This is a genomic window from Marinobacterium stanieri, assembly GCF_900155945.1.
Lineage (GTDB): Bacteria > Pseudomonadota > Gammaproteobacteria > Pseudomonadales > Balneatricaceae > Marinobacterium > Marinobacterium stanieri.
This window is the reverse complement of the sequence record NZ_FTMN01000002.1, coordinates 71,670-98,083: the sequence shown is the minus strand read 5'-3', so window position 1 is coordinate 98,083 and position 26,414 is coordinate 71,670. Positions and strand designations below refer to the sequence as shown.

The following is a 26,414-nucleotide window of genomic DNA, read 5'->3' as shown; positions in this document are numbered from 1 at the left end:
ACCCAAATCAGGTCTTTAAGGGGACTAGCGTTGAGGTATGGGACCAAGGAAACGGCTTTCAGTTTCAATGGCAGTACTTTGGTCCAGCGAAATTACCCTAAAGTTTATATCAGCATTGCGAACATTAAGCTGATCAGGATCTATTTGCAGGCGAACGGGGTAGTTCAGCAGCTCGCCAGCAGCGACGGTTACGACAGGTTCAGTCACCATTTCCAGGCCGTCAGGGCCGGAGATGCTGATGCGGTACTGTTGATCTACCTGATCCTTGTTGGCGATCTTGAGGGTGTAAACGTTCTGGATCATGCCGGATGGTGTATTGGTATACAGCTCGCCACGGTCACGAATAACATCGACTTCCAGCGGTACACGGTCGGCGATCGCCCAGGCGAAGGCGGCAAACATCACAAGCAGGGCAACAAAATAACCAATCAGGCGCGGGCGCATGAGATGGGTCTTGTTGCCTTTCAGAGCATGCTCGGTGGTGTAGCGCACCAGGCCGGGCTCGTAACCCATGCGATCCATCATGTCATCACAGGCGTCGACACAGGCGCCACAGGCTACGCATTCATACTGCAGACCATCGCGAATATCGATACCCACCGGGCAGACATGCACACAGGCCATGCAGTCGATACAGTCACCCAGGCCGCTGCTGTCCTTGTCGGCATTTTTCTTGCGCTTGCCACGTGGTTCGCCGCGTTTTTCATCATACGAGATGATCAGGGTGTCCTGATCAAACATGACGCTCTGGAAACGGGCATAGGGGCACATGTAGATGCAGACCTGTTCACGAAGCCAACCGGCATTGCCGTAGGTTGCAACGGCAAAGAAAGCCAGCCACCAGGTTTCCCAGGGACCCAGGTCCCAGCTGGCAATGCTGGGCACCAGTTCGCGAATAGGGGAGAAGTAGCCGACAAACGCGATGGCCGAAGCGACGGCAATCAAAATCCAGAGCAGGTGCTTGGCGCTTTTGCGCAGAAACTTGTCCTTGCTCATGGGCTGCTTGTCCATGCGCATGCGCTTGTTGCGATCACCTTCAGTGATGCGCTCGGCCCAGATGAACAGCCAGGTCCAGACAAATTGGGGGCAGGCATAGCCACACCAGAGGCGACCGGCGAACACGGTAACGAAAAACAGGGTGAAGGCGAGAATGATCAGAAGCCAGGATAAAAGCATGAAATCCTGCGGCCAGAACGTCATGCCAAAGATATGGAATTGACGGTTGGGCAGGTCAAATAGTACCGCCTGGCGGCCATCGTACTGAATCCATGAAAATCCATAAAACATCGCCAGCATCAGAAAGCCGGAAATGATGCGGAAGTTCTTGAAGAATCCCTTGTAAAACTTGACGTAGATGTGCTCGCGCTTGGCGTAGAGATTATAGGTTTCGACTTCGCCACCCTTGCCCTTCTTGGGCGGAGTAACGTCCTTTACCGGTATCTGATTCATGCCAGTACCTACTGCTATTGAAGATCGACAGGTCTGCTCTAAATGTATTAGAGGCAGTGAATATTATACTAGGCCGCTAAAAAAAAAGGCGACATGATTTGCATCATGCCGCCTTGGTTCAGACGCGTCTATGCCTTACTTGTTGGACAGGCTGTAGACGTAGGCTGTGATCAGGTGGATCTTGTCATCAGACAGCAGGTCCTTCTGAGCAGGCATCACACCTGCGCGGCCTGCGCGAATGGTGTGTGCAATCTGCTTGAAGTCACCGCCATACAGCCAGATGTCATCAGTCAGGTTCGGCGCACCCAGTGCGTGCATGCCAGTACCATCCGGTGCGTGACAAGCGGTACACAGTGCCTGGAACTGTTTCTGACCGTTGGTTACATCAGTACCCGCAACGGCTTCTTTGCCGCTCAGGGTCATGACGTAGCTGGCAACGTCGCGAACGCCGTCTTCGCCCAGAACATCAGCCCATGCCGGCATGCCGCCGTTACGACCGTTGACGATGGTCTGCTTGATAGTGGCAGGCTCGCCACCGTACAGCCAGTCATTGTCGGTCAGGTTCGGGAAGCCGATGGCGCCAGTACCTGCAGAACCGTGACAAACGGAGCAGTTGTTGGCGAACATGCGCTGACCCATTTTCAGACCTGCTTCGTTTTCCGGCTTCTGCAGCTCTTCAATAGACAGAGTTGCGTATTCCGCGAAAACAGGACGGTAAACCTCTTCAGCGTGCTGCATCTCGCGCTCCCACTGGTTGTGAGAGGTCCAGCCCAGCAGGCCTTTGAAGTTACCCAGACCCGGGTACAGCATCAGGTAACCCAGACCGAAGATGACGGTTGCTACGAACATGTAGAACCACCACTGCGGCAGCGGGTTGTCGAACTCCTCGATACCGTCAAAGGCGTGACCGACAGTTTCTTCGGTCGTTTCCTTGAACTTTTCGCTCTTGCGGGTAGCCAGCAAGAGCCAGGTGCAGCCGAAGATGACTGCCAGGGTAATCACGGTTACCCACGCGCTCCAGAAAGCACTCATTTGTCGTCTCTCCTGTTATGGGTCCCGTCGGTCCAGCTCTTCACGACTCCGTTTGTCCTGCTCGTCATCCTCGAAGGGCAGGTTGGAGGCTTCATCGAACCGCTTCTTGTTGCCGGGCAAAAGCACCCAGATGAAGAGGCCGATGAAAGTGATCAGCATTATGACCGGTATGAAGGGACCATAAACCTCGTAACTCACTGAAAATTACCGTTTGTTGGTGTAAACAGAGTGCGTTTTACCCAGTGACTGCAGGTAGGCAACCAGAGCATCGATCTCGGTTTTACCCTGCACATCTTCACGGGCAGTGCTGATCTGTTCATCAGTGTACGGTACGCCCAGCTTGCGCAGTGTCTGCATCTTCGCTGCAGTGTCTTTACCGCTCAGCTTGTTCTCGAACAGCCAGGGGTAAGACGGCATCTTGGATTCAGGTACTACGTCACGCGGGTTGTACAGGTGAGCCTTCTGCCAGGCGTCGGAATAACGACCGCCGACACGTGCCAGATCCGGACCCGTACGCTTGGAGCCCCACAGGAACGGGTGTTCCCATACGTGCTCGTTCGCGGTGGAGTAGTGGCCGTAGCGCTCGGTTTCAGCACGGAACGGACGAATCATCTGGGTGTGGCACACATGGCAGCCTTCCCGGATGTATACGTCGCGGCCTTCCAGTTCCAGCGCAGAGTAGGTGCGCAGGCCTTCAATCGGCTTGGTCGTAGAGCTCTGGAAAAACAGAGGTACGATTTCTGCCAGACCACCACCGCTGATCACGATGATGATCAGCAGGATCATGAGGCCGATATTCTTTTCAATCGTTTCGTGTTTGATCATTGCTATCTGCTCCTCGTCTCAATCAGGCCGCTTGCGCAGAGGGTTCAGCTGCCTTGACGGAGCTGCCGCTGCGAACGGTCTGCCAAACGTTGAAGGCCATCAGCAGCATACCGGTCAGGAAGAACATGCCACCGATCCAACGCACCAGGTAACCCGGGTGGCTGGCTTCAAGCGCTTCGACGAAGCTGTAGGTCAGAGTGCCGTCTTCGTTAACCGCACGCCACATCAGACCCTGCAGGATACCGTTAACCCACATGGAGCAGATGTACAGAACGGTACCGATTGTTGCGAGCCAGAAGTGCGTATTGATCAGGCCAACAGAGTACATCTGAGCCTTGCCGAACAGTTTCGGGATCATGTGGTATACGGCACCGATGGAGATCATCGCAACCCAGCCCAGAGCGCCGGCGTGTACGTGGCCAACAGTCCAGTCAGTGTTGTGAGACAGGGCGTTTACGGTCTTGATGGACATCATCGGGCCTTCGAAGGTAGACATACCGTAGAAGGACAGGGATACCACCAGGAAGCGCAATACCGGGTCGGTACGCAGCTTATGCCAGGCACCGGACAGGGTCATCATACCGTTGATCATGCCACCCCAGGACGGAGCCAGCAGGATCAGGGACATGACCATGCCGACAGACTGAGTCCAGTCCGGCAGGGCAGAGTAGTGCAGGTGGTGACCACCGGCCCACATGTAGGTCGCGATCAGCGCCCAGAAGTGAACGATGGACAGACGGTAAGAGTAGATCGGACGCTCGGCCTGCTTGGGTACGAAGTAGTACATCATGCCCAGGAAGCCGGCAGTCAGGAAGAAGCCTACCGCGTTATGGCCGTACCACCACTGAACCATCGCATCCACAGTACCCGGGTAAACGGAGTAGGACTTGGTCAGAGTGACAGGCATAGCCATGCTGTTGACGATGTGCAGGACCGCAACCGTAATAATGAACGCCATGTAGAACCAGTTGCCCACGTAGATGTGAGACGTCTTGCGGTTCTTGACGGTGCCCAGGAAGACGATGGCGTAGCTGACCCAGACAACGGCGATCAGGATATCGATCGGCCATTCCAGCTCAGCGTATTCCTTGGCGGAAGTCAGGCCGAGCGGCAGGGTTACAGCAGCTGCCAGGATTACAACCTGCCAACCCCAGAATGTGAAAGACGCCAGAGCATCTGAGAACAGTCGGGTTTGACAGGTACGCTGTACCACGTAGTAGGAAGTGGCAAAAAGCGCACAGCCACCAAACGCGAAGATTACCGCGTTGGTGTGTAACGGACGGATACGTCCGTAGGTCAACCAGGGAATATCAAAGTTCAGTGCAGGCCACACCAGCTGGGCGGCGATCAATACGCCGACGCCCATACCGACGATGCCCCAGACCACCGTCATGATGGCGAACTGGCGCACGACTTTGTAATTGTAAGTCGGGTGTTCAGTTGCAGTGCTCATGTCAGGCTCTCATCAACAAGCTAATAGTAGTAAGAAGAGTTCCACCGGCAATTATCTTGGAATACCCAAGCTATTTCAATGAAATGAAACTTTTTGCTGCGGTTGATTGTCGCAGGCTTGATTTGGTGCAGTGGTTTTGAGGTCAAAAGGTGTCGCTTTTCGCAATCTATTGAAATTCAATGATTTTTGCTTTTTCCAATTCAGGGTTCAGGTATGGAAAAAGCCTTGGGTAATGGCTTATACGGGGTTTAAGCCGGGTTCGTTTATTTTCATTTAATGTTTTGCTTGATATGGATCAAACGCGGGTTTGAGGCGGTTTTAAGCATTGTCTTATCCATTGGAATAGTTGTTATTAGACTAAGGCATTACTATAGTTGCCCGCCTACTAATTGGAGGTCATATGGGACAATTGAACGCTGTTTTGCTGCACTGCCGAGGCGGTTTTGAGAAGGAGTGTGCCGCCGAGATAACGGAGCGCTGCGCCAGCGTGGGTGTCTATGGCTATCCGCAGTTCGAGCCGAGCCAGGGTTATGTCATTTTTAAGTGCTATCAGCCTGGCGATGCCGAACAGTTAATGCAGTCACTGCCATTCGAGCGGCTGATATTTACCCGTCAATGGTTCGCTTGCCTGCCGCAGATCAGCGATCTGCCCACAGGAGATCGTGTCACCCCCATGCTTGAATGGGCCAGGCAGCTGCCCCAGGCGGCGGAATTGATGGTTGAGGTCGCTGATACGACTGAGGGACGTGAGCTGCAGGGCTTTGCGCGTAAATTTGGTTCAGCCTTGTCGCAAGGTCTGCGTCGAGAGGGACTGTTGCTGCCGCGCAAGCAACGTTCTGACTGGCGCTGGCATCTGTTTGTACTGGATGGAAAAACATTCTGGTTTGGGGCGACCCGCGTCCGCAACAGCTCTCCTCTGGCGATGGGAATTCGTCGTCTTAAATTCCCCAAGGATGCACCGAGCCGCTCAACCCTGAAGCTGGAAGAAGCCTGGCTGCACTTTTTACGCGGTAAGCAGCAACAGGAAAAACTGGTGCCCGGCATGACAGCTGTCGATCTGGGGGCGGCGCCGGGTGGCTGGACCTGGCAGCTGGTACGCAAGGATATGCATGTGATTGCTGTCGATAACGGCCCCATGAATGATGATTTGATGGAAACCGGGCAGGTTGAGCATCGCCGCGAGGATGCGTTTACCTTCGCGCCGCCCAAGCCCGTTGACTGGCTGGTGTGTGATGTCGTGGATAAGCCTGTACGTGTTACCGAGTTGATGTTGCAATGGGCGCTTAACGGCTGGTGTCGTGAGGCGATGTTCAACCTCAAGCTGCCGATGAAAAAACGTTTTGATGAGGTCGAGAGCTGCCTGGCCCACCTGGAGGAGCAGTTGCACCTGGCGGGTGTTGGTTATCGTCTGCAGGCCAAGCAGCTCTATCACGACCGCGAGGAAATCACCTGCTGGTTGTCATTGACCAGTTGAACTCAATGACTGAACACGGTGACTTTTTCATCGGTTTCCAGCATCGGGTTGATCTGATCCATCATGTCACGGCGCTCATCCGAACTTGCCCACCTGAGCCAATCGTTTTCGCTCCGGTAGGTGGCAAGAATGACACGATGGTTCGGATCAGCGCTGTTATGCAGGGCTTCACCTGAGATAAAACCGGGGAAGTGCATGGCAGCCTGCAGGGTTTCCCGGGCAACGCGATCATAGTGTTCGCTCAGTTCTGAGGCTATATGACGCTCGATTAGAACACGAATCATCAGCTTACTCCTTGAGTGATGGTGTTTATATCAGGATAATCGCTTGTTGTGCCGGTGCAAGCCAGTTCCGGCCCAGGTGCGGTGCCCAGGCCCGCTTATATATATTTAAAGTTGTGCAGTTCTGATGAAACAAAACGTCGATCACGAGCTTGATGCTACCGGGCTGTTATGCCCCGAGCCGGTTATGATGCTCCATAACAAGGTGCGCGAGATGTCGGCCGGTGAGCGGCTTAAGGTGACGGCGACCGATCCGTCTACCCAGCGTGATATTCCCAAATTCTGTACCTTCCTGGGTCATGCGCTGCAGGAGCAGCAAGTGATCGAGGATGTTTATGTGTATGTGATTGAAAAAGGGGCTGACTGAGTGTCGGAACTTGAAAATCTGCAGACCAGTGTTGAGACACTGCTGCAGGAATGTGAACAACGCCTGGTGACTGTCGAGCAGAAAAGTCAGGCAAAACACCGGACAACAGAGAGTCAAACAGTGAACCAAAACGCCACCGGCAAGAATCGTTCCAAGAACCGTGCCGCCAACCAGGCAGCCCTTGAGCAGTTGATTGAAGCCTATCCGCAAACCTTCAGCCGCGACAATGTACGCCCGCTCAAGATCGGTATTCAGGAAGACCTGATTGCTGATGAAAAACTGGCCCGTAACCGGATCAAGCGCGCGCTGGCCACCTATGTGCGCTCCATCGCCTACCTCAAGTCTGTTGTTGAGGATGTTGAGCGCGTTGATCTCAAGGGTGAGGCCTGTGGCAAGGTTACTGCTGGAGAAGCGGAGCATGCAGCCGGGCGCTTGAAGGAAATCCGTGATCAGCGTCGTGAACGTCAGCAGGAAGAGCGCCGCCAGGAGCGTGAATCCCGCCAGAAGCAGAAAGAAGACCGCATGAACCGCAAGCTGGAAGCCTTGTTGAACAAAGGCGGTCGCTAAACGCTTGAAATCAGGGCGGGTCGCCTCCAGTTAAATGAGACGTGTCTCAGGAGGTTCCGCCATGTCCCGTCAGGTTCATCTCAGCTGTTGCCAATGTCTGGCAACCAATCGCTTACCCGAATCCCGTCTCGCTCGAGATCCAGTCTGTGGCCGCTGCAAGCAGCCCCTGATGACAGGGCAGCCGCATGAGGTTGATGAGGCCGCTTTCGCCCGCATTGCAGCCAATACCGATCTGCCTTTGGTAATCGATTTCTGGGCCTCATGGTGCGGGCCTTGCAAAATGATGGCGCCCGTATTCGAGCAGGCCTCAGGGAAACTTGAACCCGCGTGTCTGTTGCTCAAGGTCAATACGGAAGAATCCCAGTCACTGGCCGCCCGCTATGCGATTCGCAGTATTCCGACCCTGTTGATTGTGCATCAGGGGCAGGAGATCGCCCGACAGGCGGGCGCCATGGACCTGTCCAGTCTGGAACGTTGGGTCAGATCACACCTCTGACACTGATCCCAGGGCACTCGGCTGGCCATGCAGATAGCCCTGGGTGCCATCAATCTTCATGCCCTGCAGGGTGCTGCGCTGCGTCTCGTTCTCGACATGCTCGGCGTGTGCCTGGATTTCCAGACTGTGAGCCACGCTGATCAGGCTGCTGACAAAGAAGCGGTCTTCTTCGCTGTGGCTCAGATGGCGTACGAGTGAACCATCAATTTTCAGATAGTCCGGGCGCAGAGCGTACAGATAGCTGAAGCCGTTGGGGTGGGTGCCAAAGTTATCGACGCCAAACTCCACACCCAGTCCCTGAAGTGAGTTGCGCAATGACTGGATAGCGTCAAGACGGGTGAGGATGGCTGTTTCGTTAACCTCAATCGACAGCCGCGCGCTGGCCGGGCTCTGCTCGAGCTTCTGTAGCAGCCAGTCGACAAATTCAGGCTGGCTGAGGGTCTGGTTAGCCAGGTTTACAGCCAGTCGTGATGGGGCCTCGTGTGTCAGCAAGTAGCTCAAGGCTCGCTCGATTACCAGTCGGTCAATGACCGGCAGCAGGTCCAGGTCGCGTGCTACCCCGAGGAATTCACCGGCGCTGCAGGGCTCGTTTTCCTGGTTCAGGATACGGGCGAACACCTCTGCGTGCACTGGCTGGTTTTCGGTGCCGACAAGCGTCTGTTGCTGCAGGAAGATCTGGCCGTTACCAATCACGTTGGCAACATGCTCCTGCCATTGCTCGGACCAGCCGCGCTGTGCCTGGTGTTGGCTATAGAAGGCGATGGCTTCATTGTTTTCCTCTGCCTGATCTGCCGCGAACCGGGCCTGCGAAAGCAGCGTCTCGGTCTTGTCGTGACCCTCGCAGCTGCTAATGCCAATGCTGACTATATTGGGTTTGCCCTCAGTGTTGTTGAGCTGGGCGTGCAGCGTATTGATCTGGTTGGCCAATGGCTCCAGTTTTTGCTGCCACAGATCACGATTGCGGCGTCGTGCCAGCAGCACCAGTTCGGCGCCACCCATGCGACCGGTCACGTTAAAGCCAAGTTGTTTGGCCAGTTCGTCAAGCAAGCGGGCGCTGGTTTGAATCAGATGGTTGGTATTGTCTTCGCCCAGTTCCTTGTTGAGCTGTTGCAGGTTGTTAAGGCGCAGACAGATCAGCGAGGCCGGTCCAAAGTCCTGGCGGTATTCCAGATGTTCGTTCAGCTGGGTCAGAGCGGCTTTGCGGTTATTGAGTCCGGTCAGGGTGTCGCGGTAAGCGGCAGTACGCAGTGCCTCAATGTTACGGTTCTGCTCGTTGAACATATTCTCAACCTGGCGGACCATCAGATTCATGGCAGTAACAACCCGGCGCAGTTCACGAGTTTTGGGCAGGTTGGGTTGCTCTATATACTCCCGGCGGGCCAGAGCCATTGCCTGATGCTCAACACCACGCAAGGGGCTGAGCAGAATGCGCAGGAGTCCCGAGAGCACTAATGCCGCGAGGAGCGATAGTACGGCTGATAGTAACAGCGCGTTGCGTACGCCGAGCCAAAGCTGCTCGTAGGCATAGCCGGCACGGCTGCGGATATGAATGCTGCCGACCTGCTGCCAGTTATAGGCGATATCGCGGGTTTTGGTGGGTGGTGTAATTGGAATCAGCTGAATGAACCACTCAGGCGCATCAATGTTGGCAGAGCTGTCGAATTGCTTGCTATAGAGTGCCTCGCCAGCTCTGTCCAATACATCAATCCGCTGGTAAAAACCGCTGTCGAAGATGGCGTTGACCGCTGTTTCTACTGTCGCAACATCGCCTTTTTGCATGTATGGAGCCAGGTAGAGACCTAGGTGGGTAGCACCGTCTTCGGCATGCGATTCCAGCTGAGTAACCAAAGTGTTGCGGGAGCTGTCCGACAGGATATACAGGGTGCTGACCGCCAGCCCGAGAATGACGGCAATTACGGTCGTAATGATCTGGTTGGTCAAAGACATCTGAATGCTCCTCGGGCTAGTTCAGGTTGACAGCGTTCTGTTCTATGCGGGATTGCAGTTTGACCCAGGGTTTAAGCTTGTTTGAGGTGCCTACCAGCTCTGCTCTGCGTCCTTTTTTGCTCACCCAGAGACTGTCGCCATTAAAAGTGTACACGTGAAGCAGGTCCGGTCGCTGGTTGGCGGGACGAATTTCGCCAATAAGGTTGTCCAATACAACGGGCATGGCGCTGGGGTCAGAATAATAGGTCAGTACCATGTGCGCCTGGTTAAGCTCCAGTGCCTTAACGTAGGCAATGCTCATTTTCTCCTCGGACACGCCCAGAGCACGCAGTGTAAAGAACTTGGCGATTGAAAAGTCTTCGCAATCGCCGCCGTTACTGATGAGAAACTCAACCGGGGTTGCCCAGTAATCCTTCTGTTTCCAATGCACGATATCGTCTATGAAGCGCACCTGGTTGAAAAAACGGTTTACCACTTGCAGCTTTTCGTCTTCGGGCAGATGGGCGCTGTCACGGATCAGGGCCTGCCAGGCCCGCAGGCGCTTGGCGGCATCCTCTCCATAGACCTTGCGATACTCCTCAATCTGGCTCTCGCTCAGGCGCAAGGCCGAGGTTTCTACGGCGGTGGCAATGGCAACGACCAAAGCCGCTGCCATGCCCAGCAGTAACGAAATGCCAGGTAATGAAAGTCGATGTGAAGGGGGGGAAGCAGGCAAAAGCGCTCTCCATTACGCTATTGGCCCTATGATGAAAGATAAAGGGTGCAGGTACAAGTCATGCCGAGGGCATCATGCCGCAATGCCCCAGCATACGCTGCCAGCTTTTGGTATGGCGATCACGCGCTGAAATGTAGTCTTGCCACAGACTGGTATCGCCCAGCAGGGTGGCGGAGAAATAATCTTGCAGCTGAGGTGTCAACGGCAGGGTTTCGGCCAGTGTTTGCCAATGCGACCGCCAGCGCTGGCCATTACGGTGTACGGCTGACATCCATGGCTGCAGCTGTCCTGCATAATACCGCTCAAAGACGTTGCGCATGATCTGTGCCTGCGGGGTGGGTTTACGATTGAAACATAGCGGGCGTTGTTCAAGTCGCTGCTCCAGCGCATCAGCGGTCTGGTCCAGTGTCTGGGTCAAATAGCTCAGGCTTTTCAGCCAGCTGGCACCAAAGGGGGTGCGGTATAGCTGTGCGTAGCTGTCTTCCAGCTGGTCGATATTGTCTGGTACAGGCCAATCCGAGCGCTGACTCAAATCAGCCAGGTGTGCGAGGCGCTGCAATGCCGGTTCTACATGGGTGTAAGCCTCGAGCGTGGCCTGGTCGGCTGCTGTGGCGTTGAGCGAGAATTGCTGCTCGATTTCTTCGGTAGCAAAAACTGCGTTGGCTACGATGCCTGGCAGGTTTTGTCGTTTGATTGCCTCGATTTGGGTAAGACGCTGCAACAGTTGCTGGTCGCTTTCGTCAAGTGGGGTTTGCTGGTTGCTTAACGTTTGTATGCATTGGCGCAGGGGCGGCAGAAAGCGCATTTCATAAATCAGACGTTGGCTATGCCCGGCAAGCTTGCCCAGGGAGCTGTTGCGCTCACCGATCAGAGTCAGCAGTCCGCAGCGTCGCAAGTCCAGCACGTCCAGCAAGCCTTCGCGGATATCATCAACGGGCTGAATACGGTCGCGCTTGGCGGGATACTGGGGGAGGTTGTCGACGAGGCTGAGTTCAACGTCAAATTCAATGGCGTTCCCTACACGAGAGGCGTAGTCATGCAGGCGTTCAGTGACAGGATCCTGGCTACATCCGCTAAGAGTGGTCAGCAGGCACAGCAGAACGATGTAGCGCATGGCGGGAAATCCTCAGCAGTCGTGTACCCAGGAGTACGGCGCCAACGCTAAGCCCGATCAACAGTCCATACCAGAGGCCAGCTGCCCCCAGGGCGGGGGTCAACCAGTCGGTGAAACCGAGTGTATACCCGACGGGCAGGCCGATAACCCAGTAGGCGATGAAAACCATGAACAGGGGGATGGCGGTATCCTTGTAGCCACGCAGTGCACCGGCGGCGCTGACCTGAAGAGCATCGGAAAACTGGAACACGGCCGCAATGCTGATCAGGGTGATGGCCAGGGTGCTGATGGCGGTGTGGTCAGTGTAGAGGGAGACAATCTGCGGGGCCAGCAGGAGCGACAGGGTGCAGCTGAAAGATGCTATGCAGAGCGTAATCAGGGTGCCGGTGGAGGCGGCAAAGCGGGCTGCGGCCGGATCCTTTGCGCCGACCAGGTGGCCTACGCGAATGGTCAGCGCCATGGCCATGCTGAGCGGAATCATGAATACCATACCGGTGTAGCTGATGGTGATCTGGTTGGCGGCAATGACGCTTTCGCCCTGAGGGGCCAGGATCAAGGCCAGTACGCAGAACATGCTCACTTCAATCAGCAGGGATACGCCGATGGGTACGCCCAGCTTCAGCAATTCCTTGATTGAGGCCAGCGAAGGTCGTTGCCAGTGGCTGAAAACCTCCAGGGGGCTGAAAAGGGGGCTGTGGCGAAGATAGCCCAGGCCGGTCAGTAACATGACCCACATGACAATCGCCGTGGCATAACCGCAGCCGACACCGCCCATGGCGGGAAGGCCCAGCTTGCCGAAAATCAGGACATAGTTCAGCGGGATATTGAGTAAGACACCGAGTACGGCAATGCGCATGGCTGGGTGGGTTTTACCGTATCCCTCTGAGAAGCTGCGCACCACCTGGTAAAGGAGAAAGGCAGGGAAGCCCCAGCTTACGGCATCGAGATAATCCTGGGTTTTGGCATAAAGCCCCGGTTCAAGCTGTAGAAGATCGAGTATGGGGGATGCATTGCGCAGCAGGAAAACGCCAATGCCGCCCATAAGTAATGCCAGCCAGCAGGCCTGCTGAAAGGTGTGCCGTGTTGCATGGCTTCGGTTTGCCCCCACCAGGTGGGCAACGGTGGGCGTTGTGGCCATGAGGATGCCGGCAACAGCCAGGAACAGTGGGAGCCAAAGGCTGCTGCCCAAGGCGATGGCGGCGAGGTCTTCTGGCCCTGCTTGTGCTGACATCAGGGTGTCGACGAAGGTCATGGAGTTCTGCGCCAGCTGGGCCACCATAATGGGCCAGCCCAGACGGAGAAGCTGGATGATTTCTGCGCTGCGTTGCGGGCTTATCACTGACACTTGATTAAATCATACCCTTGGCGATCTTGGGTGCAGGAGCCTTTTTCCCAAGCCAGGGGTTGGCTCTCACCATTCATGTGAGTGCGGCAAGGATAAGCTGCTGCAGGCCTGAGTGCAATGATAGCTGTCTTATAGGCTGAATAAGTGTTTGTAATCAGGCACAAACGAAACGGGAGCCAGAAGGCCCCCGTTGTCTAGTGCGTGTAAGTGTGAGGTGTTTATCAGTCCAGGCGCTGACGTACGTAGCTGCCTGGTGCGGGTTCAATCACCTTGAAGTCAGCATTGCCGTACTCGGCAGGTGCGTCCTGCTTTTTACCTGCGCGACGACGAATCCAGTCGTTCCAGTGATTCCACCAGGAGCCTTCCTGACGCTCTGCAGTTTCGAGCCAGTGATCACAGCCTTTGCCCATTTCACCCTTGATCCAGTAGTTGCGGCGGTTCTTCTTCGCGGGGTTGATGACACCGGCTACATGGCCGCTGGCACCCAGTACGAATTCATTGTTGCCGCTGAGCAGATCCAGTGCCTTGAACGTGGATTTCCAGGGGGCAATGTGATCTTCCAGGGTGGACAGGAAGTAGCAGGGTGTTTTCACCTTGCTCAGGTCGATTTTCTCGCCACACACCGTCAGGCCACCCGGCTTCACCAGGTTGTTATCCAGGTACATGCCCTTGAGGTAGTAGGTGTACATGGCAGCAGGCAGGTTGGTGGGGTCGCTGTTCCAGTACAGGATATCGAACGGCGGCGGTGTCTGCCCCTTGAGGTAGTTATTCACTACATAGGACCAGATCAGGTCGTTGGAACGCAGCATGTTGAAGGAGGTTGCCAGCTCGCGCCCGTGCAATACACCTTCCTTGTTCACCTTTTCGGCCAGCTGGTTGATCTGCTGCTCATCAATGTAGACGCGCAGGTCACCCGGATCTTCAAAGTCGATCAGCGTGGTCAGGAAGGTACAGCTGCCAACGCTGTTGTCCTTGCGATTGGCCAATACACCCAACGCAGAAGCGGTCAGGGTACCACCGACACACCAGGCCACCATATTGATCTTGTCTTGACCGCTCACCTGCTTGACGCAATCAATGGCAGTCAGTACGCCATCGCCGACATAGTCATCCCAGCTGATATCGCGCTGGTCAACGGAGGGGTTAACCCAGGAGACCAGATATACATCCTGTCCCTGCTCCAGGCAGAAACGCACGAAGGAGTTATCCGGCTGCAGGTCAAGAATGTAAAACTTGTTGATGCTCGGAGGCACGATCAGCGTGGGGCGTTCATAGGTCTGCTCAGTGAGCGGCTTGTAATGAATCAGCTGGAAAATGTCGTTCTGGAAAACCACGGCACCTTCAGTGGTGGCGAGGTTTTTACCCAGCTCGAAGGCAGACTCATCGGTCATGGAAATATGACCTTTTTCGATATCACCCAGCAGGTTCTTCAGACCGTCTACAAGGCTGGCGCCCTTGGTTTCCATGGCCTGCTGCAATACTTCGGGGTTGGTGATCGCGAAGTTGGACGGCGACATGGCGTCAACGTACTGGCGGGTGTAGAACTCGAGTTTTTCTTGCTGTTGCTGAGAGAGTTTGGCGTTTTGCGCCATTTCGGTGAGCATGCCGGAGGTGAGCAGGTAGGATTGCTTGATGTAGTCGAATACCGGATTCTTCGACCACTCCTCGGCTTTAAAGCGCCTGTCCCCTGGAGGTGGTTCGGCAACGGGTGTTTCGCTCGTGTTGCCACTCATCAGGTTGCGCCAGAGGTTGAATTGCGCCTGCTGGTAATCAGCGATGGCTCGAATCCAGACACCAGGGTCTTCCAGCGAGCGTGTGGCCAGCTCGGTCCATGACTGGGTGAACTGGCGCAGAATGTCATCGCCACCGGTCGCGGAGAACATCTCCAGCACTTTGCTGGTTTCACGATTGACGTAGTTGATGAACTCCTGCGGATCGGTTGTCGCGGTGTTGCCGTCTTTATCCGTCATAACTGCCTGTTTTCCATCTCTGCTGATTCAGGGTGCCAGTCCGACGAAAGCATAACTGCCGGTCGCTACTGCCTGGCGCCCGCAAGATCACTGTTGATAAGCCAGTAGCGGGAGAACACTTTGAGCATAATCCGGCGGCAGCAAGCGATGCAAGCCCCGTGTTCAGGCTTGGTGTCGGTGGCGTTCTCCGATCATGTCATCGATGTATTGCAGAATTTTGTAACTTTCATCTTCTGCCAGCGCCATTTCCGCCACAATTTTGCGGCGTGTTTCCGGTTCTTCGCGCCAGTTTTCGTTGCGCAGAGCGACGGCGCGCTGTACGGCTTCATGGACGGCACGGTGGGGCTGTTCAAGCAGGCGGTAGCTGTTGGTGGTGCTGAACGATTCAAGCCCCGGGCCTTCGTAATACCATTGACCCAGTCGACACTGGTGATGATTGACGCTGATAGCGTCCATGACTTCAGGGCGTTCCTCGTTATGGTCAAACATGAGGTAGCCGTTCTGTTTGAAGATCACGTGGTCGGCCTTGGCCAGAGAGCCGAACGTCAGGTCCTTGGCATAGCTGATATAACGGCGGGTTTCATCAGCGGCAGAGGAAAAGGTATCAAATTGCTGGCGCAAGCCCTCGGCCATTTCGCTAAGTTCGGTGGACGCACGTTCTGATTCGGTGGCCTGGACCACCATTTCATCGACGCGCTGGCTGAAGCCGCTGACGGTAGCGCTTATCTCGATGGCGGCTTCCTTGGTGCGGTTGGAAAGGGCTTTGACTTCATCGGCCACCACGGCAAAGCCACGACCATGCTCACCGGCTCGAGCGGCTTCAATGGCGGCATTCAGGGCCAGCAGGTTGGTTTGATCGGCAATTTCAGTAATAAACGACAGCGATTCGGACATCTGCTGGCTTTCTTCGCCCAGCTGCTTGATCAAAACAACCACGGCATCAATGGTGGTGTTGATGGCATGCAGTGATTTCACCATGGTGCTGACGCTTTGCTGGCTTTGCTGGGCGGCTTCACCATTGTTGGCGGCGATGGTTTCAACACGTTCCATTTCCTGACTGATGCTGAGCAAGTCAGACTGGTTCTGGCGCAGGTTATTGATCAGGTGTGATGTGTTAAGCGTGTGCAGGTCTGAGTTGAGTTCGTTACTGGAGACAAACTCGGCTCCCTTGCGCATCAGCTCCAGCGAGGTGTTAATGCGGATCAGGGATTCGCGCAGCTGGCCCGGCAGTCCCTTGTACAAGGCATAGCGGTCATATTTGCCCTGGGAAACATGCTGAAAGCAGGAATCGACTTCCTTGAAGTAGGTCTCGATCTTGTCCAGGAAGTCGTTAAGTTCCCAGGCGACCATGCCAACCTCACCCAAATGGGCGGTATGGGTAATACGTGAGTCAAAGCCGCCCTTGTTGGCTTCTTCCAGTGTTTGCTCGATGCGAATCAATGTTTTAAGTGCACGCATCCCTTTGCGGCGTGTTATCCAGGCCAGGGCAATGGCAAAGGGCAGTGGCAGGAAAAGCCAAAGACTGAAACCGACTGTTAGCGCAGCAATGAGAACCGGGAGCAGGGTCAGCACAACGAAAGCGATGCACGCCATGTTCAGCTGCGCAGTCAGGAAAGGTGTGCGGCTACTTTTGCTGTTTTGCATGGATGGGCTCATGGGACTCTCACTGCTGGTCCAGTTGGATGATGAACTGATCATAGCTAACCCCTTGCTCAGCGCAGAGCTGCTTTAACAGGGCTACCGATGCATCGGGCGCGTCCTTGGCGCCTGCCTGACGCTCGACATCCAGCATGCGTTTATAGATCGGCTCAATGGTTGCAATGGCTTTGCGGGTCGGTTTGCGCCGCACGGAGTAATAGCCGACAAGTTTTCCGTCTGCATTGATATCGGGGGTTACATTGGCCAGTACCCAGTAGTAACTGCCATCTCGGCAAAGGTTTTTGACATAGCCGAAAAACTCATCGCCATTGCGCAGCAGTTGCCACATCAAGCGGTAGGCACCACGCGGCATGTCGGGATGGCGAATAATATTGTGCTGTTTGCCGAACAGTTCGCTTTCCGAGAAGCCGGAGATGCGCATCAGCGTGCGGTTACAGTAGGTGATCACGCCGCGGGTATCCGTTTTGCTGACAATGAACTCATCATCCCTGAGTTCATGTTCTTCATTGCGCGGCGTGATACGATTTTTCATCTTCACCTACTGCTGATGTCTGAATAAGGGCACAATATTTTAGGCGAATGGCTGATATTTGAAAGCAATAAGTGCTAAAGGATGACGGGGAGACACACAAAACATGTGGAAATTGGATCTTATGACCACCGAAGGCTGTCACCTGTGTGATGACGCCATCGCTATATTGCAGGGCAATCTGCAACCGGGTGAGGTTGAAGTGGATCTGGTGGATATTGTCTACGACGAAGACCTGCTGGCGCGTTATGCCGAGCAGATCCCTGTACTGGTTAACCGTGACACCGGTGAGGAGCTGGCCTGGCCGTTTGATGGCCAGGCACTGAGACAGTTTCTGGTGTCAGCCCCTACTGGTTAAGGGCCAGCTGGCTGAACTCCTGTTGGCTGAACAGGGCAACATTCTGTTTGTCCTGTTGGCGATAGATCACCCGGAATGCCAGCACGTTTTGCACGTACTGTCGGGTTTCATCGTAGGGGATTGTCTCTATCCAGATATCCAGCGGCAGGTCACCCCGGCTCTTCAGCCACTGGCTGACACGGTGGGGGCCAGCGTTGTAGGCGGCTGAGGCAAAGGCCTGGTTGCCATTAAATCGTTGAATCATCTCGCTCAAGTAGGCGCTGCCCAGACGGATATTAAGATCCGGCTTCGACAGGCTGGCAAGGCTGCCCATGGCAATACCGTGGCGGCGGGCAACAGCCTTCGCGGTTGCCGGCATAAGCTGCATCAGGCCACGCGCGCCCACACGTGAACGTGCTCCCATCCAGAATGCACTTTCCTGGCGTGTCACTGCCAGTGCCCAGTAGGGGTCGATATCCTGCTCGCCGGCGTGACGCAGGTAGAGATCGGGATAGGGGTTGGGGAAACGCAGAGCCATGTCATTCCAGCGCTTGCTGCTGATGGCGCCACGAATTCCCTGGTGGTGCCAGCCCCAGCGCTGCATCAGGTGGGAGGCATTCATGATCTGGTCGTCTGTCATGTCGCGGATCGCCATATTCCACTCCGAGCGGGCATCGCCGTAGCGCTCCAGCGTGAGCAGTTCGGCAATGCGCTGAAATGCCGGTTGTTGGGCAAGTGCATCAAGATCCGCTTCTGCAGGCGCATGGGGGGTGTCATTCAGCTCATAGGGCTGGTTGAGAATTTGCGCTGCCATAAAGCCATAGAAGCTGCGTTCACCGGACAGTTGGCCCAGTGTGCTGGTGCTGCCTTCAGACTTCAGGTGATTGCGGGCGATGGCGCGCCAATATTGCCAGCGATCCGAGTCGCGCTCACTCTCGGGCAGCAGGGCAATGCTTTTATCAACCTGCTCCCAGTCGCCGTCAACCAGCATGAGGCGAATGCGCCACTCCTGCAGGCGTGAGTACTGATGGTCAGGGTCCAGCTTTGCCAATAGCTGGCGCTCATCCCCTTCAGGGAAGCGTTTGGCCAGCCATACGCCCATGTATTCCGTCAGCTTGGCTGCTTCAGCGGCTGCAAGTGGGAAGCGATCACGCTCGCGTATCCATAGCTCAATAGCAGCATTCAAGTCCTTACGTGCCAGTCGGCGCACGGCCAGCTCCAGCAGGCGAGGCCCCTGTTGCTGTGCGTCGGGCATCAGGCGTGCATTCTGATGGAATTCCGCAGGCGAGCTGTACAGGGTTCTGGCCAGTTTGGCTGTCTGTTTGTGGCTGTCCTCTTTCAGGAAATCTTCAACATAACTGGCGAGGGCGGGGCGGCCATTTTCCAGTGCCAGCAGATAGCGCTCCAGTGCATCGGCGGACGTGAAGTTGTCTGATGTCAGCCAGGGCTTAAAGACCGGGTCGCAGGTATCCGGCTGTGAATAGCCGACACGCCAGAGTGGGCGTGCTGCCTGCCAGGCCTGTTGTATCTTGCCTGATTCAAGCAGATAGCGGGCATGCAGGCATTTGAGCTCCGTATCAGGCCGTTGGATAGCGTTCCAGGCGGGTAGAAAATCCTCCCACTCTCCTGCTTCGCCTTGCTGTTTTGCCCAGGCGAAAATCAGACGGCCATAGAGCGGAGTTTTACGGTTGCGCTCAAAAAAGTCCGTTACCTCTTCGGCTTCAGCATCCTTAAGGTTGCTGCGCAACAGGCGGTATTCGAGATAAGGGTAAAGCGGATACGCCTGGAGCGCCTCCATCTCTGACGCGGTCGGCTTCTGAGTCGCCAGCTGGCGATCTATTTGCAGGTAGGATTCCCGCTGCTGGGCAAATTCCTGAGGCAATTGGGCTGACGCAGTGAGCGGCAAGGCGGTCGCAAGCAGGCAGAGGCTAAACAGGGTGGGGCGATTTGGGGACATCTGGCATACCTTTTACTGGGAGCTCGACAACGCAGGCAGTGTAGCCCGAACCGACAGGAAGTGGCCAGCGTCAAGGCTTATCTGTGCGTCTCAATCAGGTACACTAGCGAGCATTGCTAGAGCTAAGGATGCGGTACATATGCCACTGGTTAAGTTAGAAGGTGTTTCAGTCAGTTTCAGTGCAGCGCCCCTGTTGGATGGCGTTGATTTTCAGATCGATCCCGGCGAGCGCATTGCCCTGGTGGGCCTGAACGGTGCTGGCAAGTCGACGCTGATGAAAGTCGTCAACGGTCAGGTACATGCTGATCATGGCAGCGTGTGGCAGGACCCGGCCATTCGCGTGGCGCAGTTGCCACAGATGCTGCCGGCCGCTGATGAACGCCTGGTCTATGATGTTGTCGCTGAAGGCCTGGCTGAAGTGCGCGAATTGCGAGAAGCCTTTGAAGCGCTTTCGCACAAGACGGACGCAGCCTCGCTGCAGAAGATGGAGCGCCTTCAGCTCCGTCTGGAGGCCCTGGATGGCTGGCACCTTGAACAGCGTGTACAAACGGTACTGGACCGCCTGGGACTCGATGCCGACACTCGCATGTCTGAGCTCTCCGGTGGCTGGCGTCGTCGTGCAGCTCTGGGCGCTGCGCTGGTGCAGCGTCCGGATCTGTTGTTGCTGGACGAGCCTACCAACCATCTGGATATCGAAACCATCGAGTGGCTTGAGCAGGTCATGCTCGACTACCGGGGCGCGATTTTGTTCGTATCCCATGACCGTGATCTGGTGGAACATCTGGCGACACGCATCGTTGAGCTGGATCGGGGCAATCTGACCAGCTTCCCGGGCAGTTATACCCAGTATCTCGAATTGAAGCAGAAGCTGCTTGAAGACGAAGAGCGCCAGAACGCCGAGTTTGACAAGAAGCTGGCGCAGGAAGAGCGCTGGATTCGTCAAGGCATTAAAGCGCGCAGAACCCGTAATGAGGGGCGTGTGCGTGCGCTCAAACAGATGCGCCAGGAGCGTTCCCAGCGCCGCGAACGTCAGGGGACGGCGAATATCAGCCTCGATGAGGCACAGCGCTCCGGCAAGCTGGTTGCCGAGTTGAAGCATGTGAATATGCAGTATGCGGGCAAGCCGCTGCTGCAGGATTTTTCCATGACGGTTCAACGTGGTGACCGTATCGGTCTGATCGGCGCCAACGGCAGCGGCAAGAGTACACTGTTGCGCATCATCCTGGGGCAGCTTGAGCCGGATGCCGGCGAGGTTAAGCTGGGCACCAAAATGGATGTGGCCTATTTTGACCAGTTGCGTGGCCAGTTGGACCCGGAGAAAAGTGTCATCGATAACGTGTCCGGCGGTCGAGAAAGCGTCGATATTAACGGCCGTCAGCGCCATATCATCAGTTATCTGCAGGATTTCCTGTTCAGCCCGGAGCGTGCGCGTACACCGGTGAAAGCCCTGTCGGGTGGCGAGTGCAACCGGCTCCTGCTGGCGCGCCTGTTCAGTCAGCCTGCCAACGTACTGGTGCTGGATGAGCCGACCAACGATCTGGATATCGAGACTCTGGAGTTGCTGGAGGAGATCCTGCTTGCCTTTGAAGGCACCATCCTGCTGGTAAGTCACGACCGTCGCTTCCTGGATAACGTGGTAACCAGCTCCGTGGTGTTTGAAGGTGATGCTCGGGTCAGGGAATATGTGGGCGGTTATAAGGACTGGTTGCGCCAGCGTCCTCAGCCTGTGCATCAGGCCCAGGCGGAAGCCAAGCCGGCAGAGGAAAAGCAGAAAGCTGCCGAGAAACCGCGCCGCAAGAGCAGCAACAAGCTCAGTTACAAGCTACAGCGGGAGCTGGATAGTCTGCCGGAACAGCTGGAAGAAGCCGAAGCCGAACTGGAGAAACTTCAGGCAGAGACCTCGGCGCCGGACTTTTACAGCCGTGATCATGAAGACGTTGCCAGGGTATTGGAGGTGCTCCATCAGCAGGAGCAAAGGCTCGAAACGCTGATGGAGCGATGGGTAGAGCTGGAGGCGATGCAGGAGGAGGGTTAATCCTCCTCTTTTACTCGAATCGCCAGTACATCGCACTTGGCGCCATGCAGCACGCCGTTGGCGGTGGAGCCCAGTAGCAGGGCAAGACCGTGGCGGCCGTGGCTGCCCACGATGACCAGGTCGGTGTTCAGCTCTTCAGCAGCACGGTGAATCTCGGTTTCGGTGTGGCCGGTGACAATGATTTTACGGTTGACCGGGTAACCGACTTTCTCTGCATACTGATCCAGTTTGGTTTTGGCATGGTCATCCAGCTGTTCCTGGATGGTGGTCAGGTCCATCGGGACATCACCGCCATAGGCAAAGCTGAGCGGCTCAACCACGTGAATGAGGTTCAGTTCAGCACCAAAAGCTTCTGCCATTTTGGCGGTTTTGGTGGCCAGCTGATCAGACTCGTCTGACAGATCCAGTGCCAGCAGAATACGTGTGTAGATGCTCATGTGTGCTTTCCTTTTACTGATGAGGAGATGGCTTCAGTTCAAGATTAGCACTGGCTGGCCGGTCGGCCTACCCCGTAGTAGACGAATCCCTGATGCTGGACAAACTCAGGCTCCAACAGGTTGCGCCCATCCACGATCAAAGGGGCCTGCATTAGCGCTTTCATGCGGCTGCAGTCTGGTGAAGCGTACTCCGGCCACTCGGTCATGATTAAAAGTGCATCACTGTTTTCCAATGCTGCATAGCGGTCTGAATAGAAACTGAGGCTTTTGCAGTCCGGTATTGCCTGTTTGAGCGCTTCGATTGCTTCCGGGTCGTGCAGCTGTATGTTGACGCCCTGAGCTTGCAGTGCTCGGACCACCGGCAAGGCCGGAGCGTTGTCCACGCTGGCGACGCCAGGCTTGAATGCGCAGCCCCAGATGGTCACGGTTTTACCCTGAAGGTCACACTGATAGTGCTGCCAGAGTTTGCGGAAAGGCAGCTCCTTCTGACGTTCGTTCTCCTCCAGTACGGTTTTGAGCAGGGTCGAGTGGCGTGTTTCCGACAGGATGTCGGCCAGGCCCTCGATGTACTGGGTGAAATGGGTGCCGCCGAAACCGCATCCTGGAGCCAGGTAATGCTCGCCAATACGCTTGTCCGTTGCCATGCCGTGGCGTACTACCTCGATATCGACGCCAAGACGATCCGCCAGGTTGGCCAGCTCATTGATATAGTTCAGGCGCAGCGCGAGCATGCCGGAGATGGCGAACTTGCTGAACTCGGCTTCCCTGCGTGTCATCCACTGCAATTGTTGCAGGCCGTTGGAGAACGGGCGTAGCAGGGCCTGCAGGCGTGGCTGCATCTCCGGGTGTTCACAGCCAATCAAAAATGCGGTTGGTTGGGAAAACTGTTGCAGCGCCTGGCCTTGCTGCAAGGTATCCGGCAGGCACACAACCGTTTGCTGGCCTCGCCCCTGGAGGCAGCCTTGCAGCTGGTCGGAAGCGCCAAGGCCAAAATTGCTTTGGTTGATGATAATCAGCTCGTCCGGACCCCGGTGGCCAATTTCGGTGCACAGGGCACGGGCATCGGACAGGTGTGAAGGGTGCATCGCCAGCCAGTGAATTTCGGCGCTGCAGGCGAGCTGCCGGTTAACCTGGCGAATGGCACCGGTTGCCAACCCCTGGCTGATCGACTCCATCAATCCTGGTTCGGCACGCAGGCTGCTGTCTTCAGGCTGCAGCTGCTGCAGTAAAACTTCGTTGCCGGTGCGGGCCAGTTCGGCTGCCGCTACCCAGGCTGCCAGCTCGTCTCCCCAGATTGCAATCTTCATGCGGGCTTGGATCCTGTGGTCAATTGGTTCAGCTCATTCAGCAGGCCTTCGGTGGCGGTATCAAAGCCCTGTTGCGGGCGGGCGCCAATGTGCGGCAGCAAGGTGTTGGCCATCTGCTTGCCAAGCTCGACACCCCATTGGTCGAAGGGGTTGATATTCCAGATAACGGACTGAACGAATACCTTGTGCTCATAGAGGGCGATAAGTGCACCGAGAGCCCCGGGAGTCAGTTTGTCGAGCAAAATCAGAGTGCTCGGCTGATTGCCGTGATAGTGCTGCCAGGCCGAGCTTGCTGCCTGGTCCAGCGCGCTATCGCCAAGGGCGAGTACACGTGCCTGTGCCAGGCAGTTGGCCAGGGTCAATCTGTGCTGGGATTGCAGCGATTCACCGGCGTCACCGTAGCGGTTGGCCGCTACAATAAAGTCACACATGACGGCCTCACTGCCCTGGTGCAGCAGCTGATAAAACGCATGCTGCGCATTAGGGCCGATTTCGCCCCAAAGCACCGGGCACGTCCTGTGCTGAACGCGCTGGCCATCCCGATCTACAGACTTGCCGTTACTTTCCATCTCAAGCTGTTCCAGATACGCCGGCAGGTGGGCCAGGCGTCCATCGTAGGGCAGGATGGCATGAGCATGGATGTCGAGAAAATTGATATTCCAGATCTCTGCCAGCGCCAGCAGAACCGGCAGGTTGGACGAGCCTGGCGCATGTCTGAAGTGGTTGTCCATTCTGGAAGCGCCATCAAGCAGCGCCTTGAAGCCATCCATGCCGATACGCACGGCAATAGCGAAGCCGATGGTAGACCAGAGTGAATAGCGGCCACCGACCCAGTCCCAGAAGTGCAGCAGATTATCAGCGGATAAGCCCCATTCCTGCGCCTTCTCTGGCCGTGCCGTGATACCGATAAAATGGCGCTTCAGGAGAAGCGGGTCGGGTATGTCGCTGGCCTGTCGCAGCCAGTCACGGGCGGTTGCAGCGTTGGCCAGCGTATCTGCAGTGGTAAAGGATTTGGAAGCCACCAGGAACAGGGTTCTGGCCGGGTCCAAATGTTGCAGCAGACTGGACAACTGGCTGCCGTCCATGGATGAAATGAAATGAATTTTGATGGCGCGGGCCGCAGCTGGCTGAAACTCCTCCAGTCCATGGCACACCATCATGGGGCCCAGGTCCGAGCCACCTACGCCGATATTGACCAGAGTATCGATCGGCTCGCCACTGAAGCCGCGCCATTGTTGCTGATGTAGCTGCGATACCAGGTGCTCCATGCGCTCCAGCTCGCGATGAACATCCTGATTGATATCCTGTCCATCAAGCATAAAGCTGTTGTGGGCGGGTTGTCGTAACGCAGTGTGCAGCGCGGGGCGTTGCTCGGTGTTGTTGATGCTTTCGCCGCTGAACAGGGCTTCAATCCAGCTGCCGAGTTGACAGCCTTCGGCCAGCTGAAGCAAGGCCTTGAGAGTGGCGGGGGTCAAACGTTGGCGAGAGAGGTCGAGCAGCAGCTCATCCTGACGGAAGCTGAATTGCTCAAATCGGTCCGGGTCCTGTAGCAGGTCCTTGAGATGGTGCGTGCGCTCGGTGTCAGCCAGTTGTTCCAGCGCGCGCCAGGCGGTCTCTTTGTCCAAGACGGTTCCTCTTACTCATGCCTTTCGTGGCGTGTAAATCAGGCAGGGCATCTTAGCGGTAATGAGCGATGCTGGAAAGCTGGCCACTACTGCATCTACCGCCTTCACTGTATGATGCGTGGCTTTCAATCGGACATCAGCAAGGGCGTGCCTTACATGCAGTGGCTCATCATCGTGTTTATTATCGCTTCGCTTATTGGCTCCATGCTCTGGGTAATGCCCAGTCCCCGTCAGCGTTATCAGGCTGACCTGAGAATGCGGGCACGTAAAATGGGCATTCAAGTGCAGCTGGCGCGTCTGGAGTTACCCCGTGCCAAGGGTGAAACTGAAGGCGATATTCTCAATGTGCCTGCCTATCGTATTTTGCGACAAAACCTCGATCGCAATGAAAAGGATAGCTGGTATGCATGGCAGGTGTTGCGCATCGAAACCCTGAATCAGGAAGCCCTGCCTGAAGGCTGGAGCTGGCGATCTGAATCCATGGGTCTGGAAGGGAATGCCTTGGCTACGCTTGTAGAGCTGCTGAAACAGCTGCCGGATGATGTTGTTGGTATCGAGTCGACGCCGCTGCACCTGACACTTTACTGGCTTGAGCGGGGCGAGCCAGAAAGGCTGGAGCAGTTGTATGAGCTGGTTCAGCCCTTGATCGAGCAGAAAATCTGATTCAGTTCTGCTCGTTCAGGTAGTCATCCAGGGATTCCGCCAGAGCGCCTCCGCCCCAGGTGCGTTTGGGCTGAAGTTTGTCTATCTGGGCCTGGAGTTCATCCAGTCTAGGCTGTTTTTGCCGCTGTGGGGCGGTGGCACGCACCAGTACCGCCTTGGCGTGGCGCAAGTGGGTTAGAGCGGTTTGCTTGTCACCTGCTTCGAGCAAATTGTTGGCCTGGTTCTGGTGCGCGTCGGCTACCAGTGAAACGTTCAGCCAGTAGAGTTCCTGCTGATAGGTACGCGCCAATTGCCCGGTCATCTTGCCGCCTTTGGCCATTTGAATAATCAGCTTTTCGGCAAAATTGATATAGATTTGGGCGCGTTTGACGGCACGATCGCTGTTGAAACGGGTTTTGTCAGGTCGGCTGCGGTCGCTGCTTTCCTTGAGCTGGCTGACTTCGGTCATTAGCTCGGATTCGGGCGCCAGCAGGCTGATCTCCTCGATCAGTGCCATGGCATGCTGGTTGAGCTTGTCGACGATGTCCTGCCGGCAGCCGGCTTCCTTGAGGATGGCCAGGGCGTGCAGGGTGTGCTCGGCCTGGGTGCTAAGCCAGGTAAGGCGATCACGTTTGGCTTCAGACATCTGCTCACGTGAGGTGATGACATAATTCACCGCCAGCGCAAGTATGCCGACCCCTGCCAACATGATCACAAGATACAGGTTGTCTCCAAGCATTGTGTTTGGCACCCTGAAAAAAGTATCAATATACGTCAGTATGGTGCCATATTGTAAGAAAAACTGCCGCTGACGGATATGCAGTAGTTTTCATTGATAGCTTGACGCTGGC

25 protein-coding genes are annotated in these 26,414 nt (G+C 55.8%); 7 read left to right on the top strand and 18 right to left on the bottom strand.

All coding sequences use genetic code 11. From position 1 onward, the window contains the following. Nucleotides 1-24: 24 nt before the first annotated feature. From ccoG to ccoN, 5 genes are all read right to left on the bottom strand, one after another. On the bottom strand, nucleotides 25-1,449 hold the full coding sequence (gene ccoG / locus BW956_RS05285; RefSeq protein WP_010324312.1) for a cytochrome c oxidase accessory protein CcoG: 1,425 nt from the start codon (nucleotides 1,447-1,449) through the stop codon (nucleotides 25-27). Between the two features lie 135 nt (nucleotides 1,450-1,584). After that, complete coding sequence (ccoP, locus tag BW956_RS05280) at nucleotides 1,585-2,481, bottom strand: cytochrome-c oxidase, cbb3-type subunit III (RefSeq protein ID WP_010324313.1); 897 nt, start codon at nucleotides 2,479-2,481, stop codon at nucleotides 1,585-1,587. A 15-nt stretch (nucleotides 2,482-2,496) separates the two neighbouring features. Next, entirely contained in the window at nucleotides 2,497-2,640 is a 144-nt protein-coding gene (locus tag BW956_RS05275; RefSeq protein WP_010324314.1) for a cbb3-type cytochrome oxidase subunit 3, read from the bottom strand. 45 nt (nucleotides 2,641-2,685) lie between these two features. Then, nucleotides 2,686-3,306 carry a cytochrome-c oxidase, cbb3-type subunit II gene (gene ccoO / locus BW956_RS05270; protein WP_010324315.1) on the bottom strand — a complete coding sequence of 207 codons (621 nt, stop codon included), beginning with the start codon at nucleotides 3,304-3,306 and terminating at the stop codon, nucleotides 2,686-2,688. 22 nt (nucleotides 3,307-3,328) lie between these two features. Then, complete coding sequence (ccoN, locus tag BW956_RS05265) at nucleotides 3,329-4,759, bottom strand: cytochrome-c oxidase, cbb3-type subunit I (protein ID WP_010324316.1); 1,431 nt, start codon at nucleotides 4,757-4,759, stop codon at nucleotides 3,329-3,331. A 400-nt stretch (nucleotides 4,760-5,159) separates the two neighbouring features. Between ccoN and rlmM the strand changes: the two genes are divergently transcribed. Next, nucleotides 5,160-6,233, top strand: a complete 1,074-nt coding sequence (rlmM, locus tag BW956_RS05260; RefSeq protein WP_076461439.1) for a 23S rRNA (cytidine(2498)-2'-O)-methyltransferase RlmM — start codon at nucleotides 5,160-5,162, stop codon at nucleotides 6,231-6,233. Nucleotides 6,234-6,235: 2 nt separating this feature from the next. Here the strand turns inward: rlmM and BW956_RS05255 are convergent, their stop codons facing one another. Then, nucleotides 6,236-6,517, bottom strand: a complete 282-nt coding sequence (locus BW956_RS05255) for an antibiotic biosynthesis monooxygenase family protein (RefSeq protein ID WP_010324318.1) — start codon at nucleotides 6,515-6,517, stop codon at nucleotides 6,236-6,238. Between the two features lie 124 nt (nucleotides 6,518-6,641). Here BW956_RS05255 and tusA point away from each other — a divergent pair, with 124 nt between their 5' ends. The 3 genes from tusA (at nucleotide 6,642) to trxC (ending at nucleotide 7,944) form a co-directional block, all read left to right on the top strand. Next, entirely contained in the window at nucleotides 6,642-6,881 is a 240-nt protein-coding gene (tusA, locus tag BW956_RS05250; RefSeq protein ID WP_010324319.1) for a sulfurtransferase TusA, read from the top strand. Continuing rightward, nucleotides 6,882-7,448, top strand: coding sequence for a ProQ/FINO family protein (locus BW956_RS05245; RefSeq protein WP_076461437.1), 567 nt, complete (start codon nucleotides 6,882-6,884; stop codon nucleotides 7,446-7,448). Nucleotides 7,449-7,509: 61 nt separating this feature from the next. After that, nucleotides 7,510-7,944, top strand: a complete 435-nt coding sequence (trxC, locus tag BW956_RS05240; RefSeq protein WP_076461435.1) for a thioredoxin TrxC — start codon at nucleotides 7,510-7,512, stop codon at nucleotides 7,942-7,944. On the opposite strand, the gene BW956_RS05235 is transcribed toward trxC, so the two are convergent. From BW956_RS05235 to BW956_RS05205, 7 genes are all read right to left on the bottom strand, one after another. Further along, nucleotides 7,933-9,891: an EAL domain-containing protein gene (locus tag BW956_RS05235; protein ID WP_076461433.1), complete on the bottom strand. Its 1,959-nt coding sequence runs from the start codon at nucleotides 9,889-9,891 to the stop codon at nucleotides 7,933-7,935. The genes trxC and BW956_RS05235 overlap by 12 nt on opposite strands. Nucleotides 9,892-9,907: 16 nt before the next feature. Further along, entirely contained in the window at nucleotides 9,908-10,546 is a 639-nt protein-coding gene (locus BW956_RS05230; RefSeq protein ID WP_010324323.1) for a transglutaminase-like cysteine peptidase, read from the bottom strand. 118 nt (nucleotides 10,547-10,664) lie between these two features. Next, complete coding sequence (locus tag BW956_RS05225) at nucleotides 10,665-11,720, bottom strand: DUF3080 family protein (RefSeq protein ID WP_076461431.1); 1,056 nt, start codon at nucleotides 11,718-11,720, stop codon at nucleotides 10,665-10,667. Next, on the bottom strand, nucleotides 11,680-13,065 hold the full coding sequence (locus BW956_RS05220) for an MATE family efflux transporter (protein ID WP_076461429.1): 1,386 nt from the start codon (nucleotides 13,063-13,065) through the stop codon (nucleotides 11,680-11,682). Before BW956_RS05220 ends, BW956_RS05225 begins: the two co-directional genes overlap by 41 nt. 221 nt (nucleotides 13,066-13,286) lie before the next feature. Then, nucleotides 13,287-15,035 carry a PHA/PHB synthase family protein gene (locus BW956_RS05215; protein ID WP_083702945.1) on the bottom strand — a complete coding sequence of 583 codons (1,749 nt, stop codon included), beginning with the start codon at nucleotides 15,033-15,035 and terminating at the stop codon, nucleotides 13,287-13,289. Nucleotides 15,036-15,197: 162 nt separating this feature from the next. Further along, the gene (locus tag BW956_RS05210; protein ID WP_244894323.1) at nucleotides 15,198-16,733 is read right to left on the bottom strand and encodes a methyl-accepting chemotaxis protein; all 1,536 of its coding nucleotides are present in this window, start codon (nucleotides 16,731-16,733) and stop codon (nucleotides 15,198-15,200) included. Then, nucleotides 16,699-17,226 carry a PAS domain-containing protein gene (locus BW956_RS05205; RefSeq protein ID WP_010324328.1) on the bottom strand — a complete coding sequence of 176 codons (528 nt, stop codon included), beginning with the start codon at nucleotides 17,224-17,226 and terminating at the stop codon, nucleotides 16,699-16,701. The genes BW956_RS05210 and BW956_RS05205 overlap by 35 nt, the downstream gene beginning before the upstream one ends. Nucleotides 17,227-17,329: 103 nt before the next feature. On the opposite strand from BW956_RS05205, the gene BW956_RS05200 reads away from it, so the two are divergent. Beyond that, on the top strand, nucleotides 17,330-17,581 hold the full coding sequence (locus tag BW956_RS05200; protein ID WP_029511234.1) for a glutaredoxin family protein: 252 nt from the start codon (nucleotides 17,330-17,332) through the stop codon (nucleotides 17,579-17,581). On the opposite strand, the gene BW956_RS05195 is transcribed toward BW956_RS05200, so the two are convergent. Then, nucleotides 17,571-19,517, bottom strand: a complete 1,947-nt coding sequence (locus BW956_RS05195; protein WP_076461425.1) for a transglycosylase SLT domain-containing protein — start codon at nucleotides 19,515-19,517, stop codon at nucleotides 17,571-17,573. The two genes, BW956_RS05200 and BW956_RS05195, sit on opposite strands and share 11 nt — an antisense overlap. Before the next feature lie 139 nt (nucleotides 19,518-19,656). Between BW956_RS05195 and uup the strand changes: the two genes are divergently transcribed. Beyond that, the gene (gene uup, locus BW956_RS05190; protein WP_076461423.1) at nucleotides 19,657-21,552 is read left to right on the top strand and encodes an ATP-binding cassette ATPase Uup; all 1,896 of its coding nucleotides are present in this window, start codon (nucleotides 19,657-19,659) and stop codon (nucleotides 21,550-21,552) included. On the opposite strand, the gene BW956_RS05185 is transcribed toward uup, so the two are convergent. From BW956_RS05185 to pgi, 3 genes are read right to left on the bottom strand one after another with little or no spacing between them, the layout of a single operon-like run. Next, the gene (locus BW956_RS05185; protein WP_010324332.1) at nucleotides 21,549-21,989 is read right to left on the bottom strand and encodes a universal stress protein; all 441 of its coding nucleotides are present in this window, start codon (nucleotides 21,987-21,989) and stop codon (nucleotides 21,549-21,551) included. The genes uup and BW956_RS05185 overlap by 4 nt on opposite strands. A 44-nt stretch (nucleotides 21,990-22,033) precedes the next feature. Further along, nucleotides 22,034-23,296 (bottom strand): UDP binding domain-containing protein, encoded by a 1,263-nt coding sequence (locus tag BW956_RS05180; RefSeq protein WP_010324333.1) that lies wholly within the window; start codon nucleotides 23,294-23,296, stop codon nucleotides 22,034-22,036. Continuing rightward, nucleotides 23,293-24,921 carry a glucose-6-phosphate isomerase gene (gene pgi, locus BW956_RS05175; RefSeq protein WP_076461421.1) on the bottom strand — a complete coding sequence of 543 codons (1,629 nt, stop codon included), beginning with the start codon at nucleotides 24,919-24,921 and terminating at the stop codon, nucleotides 23,293-23,295. The genes BW956_RS05180 and pgi overlap by 4 nt, the downstream gene beginning before the upstream one ends. Nucleotides 24,922-25,077: 156 nt before the next feature. Between pgi and BW956_RS05170 the strand changes: the two genes are divergently transcribed. Then, entirely contained in the window at nucleotides 25,078-25,584 is a 507-nt protein-coding gene (locus BW956_RS05170) for a hypothetical protein (protein ID WP_076462093.1), read from the top strand. Between the two features lies 1 nt (nucleotide 25,585). On the opposite strand, the gene BW956_RS05165 is transcribed toward BW956_RS05170, so the two are convergent. Further along, complete coding sequence (locus tag BW956_RS05165; protein ID WP_010324336.1) at nucleotides 25,586-26,302, bottom strand: hypothetical protein; 717 nt, start codon at nucleotides 26,300-26,302, stop codon at nucleotides 25,586-25,588. Between the last annotated feature and the right edge of the window lie 112 nt (nucleotides 26,303-26,414).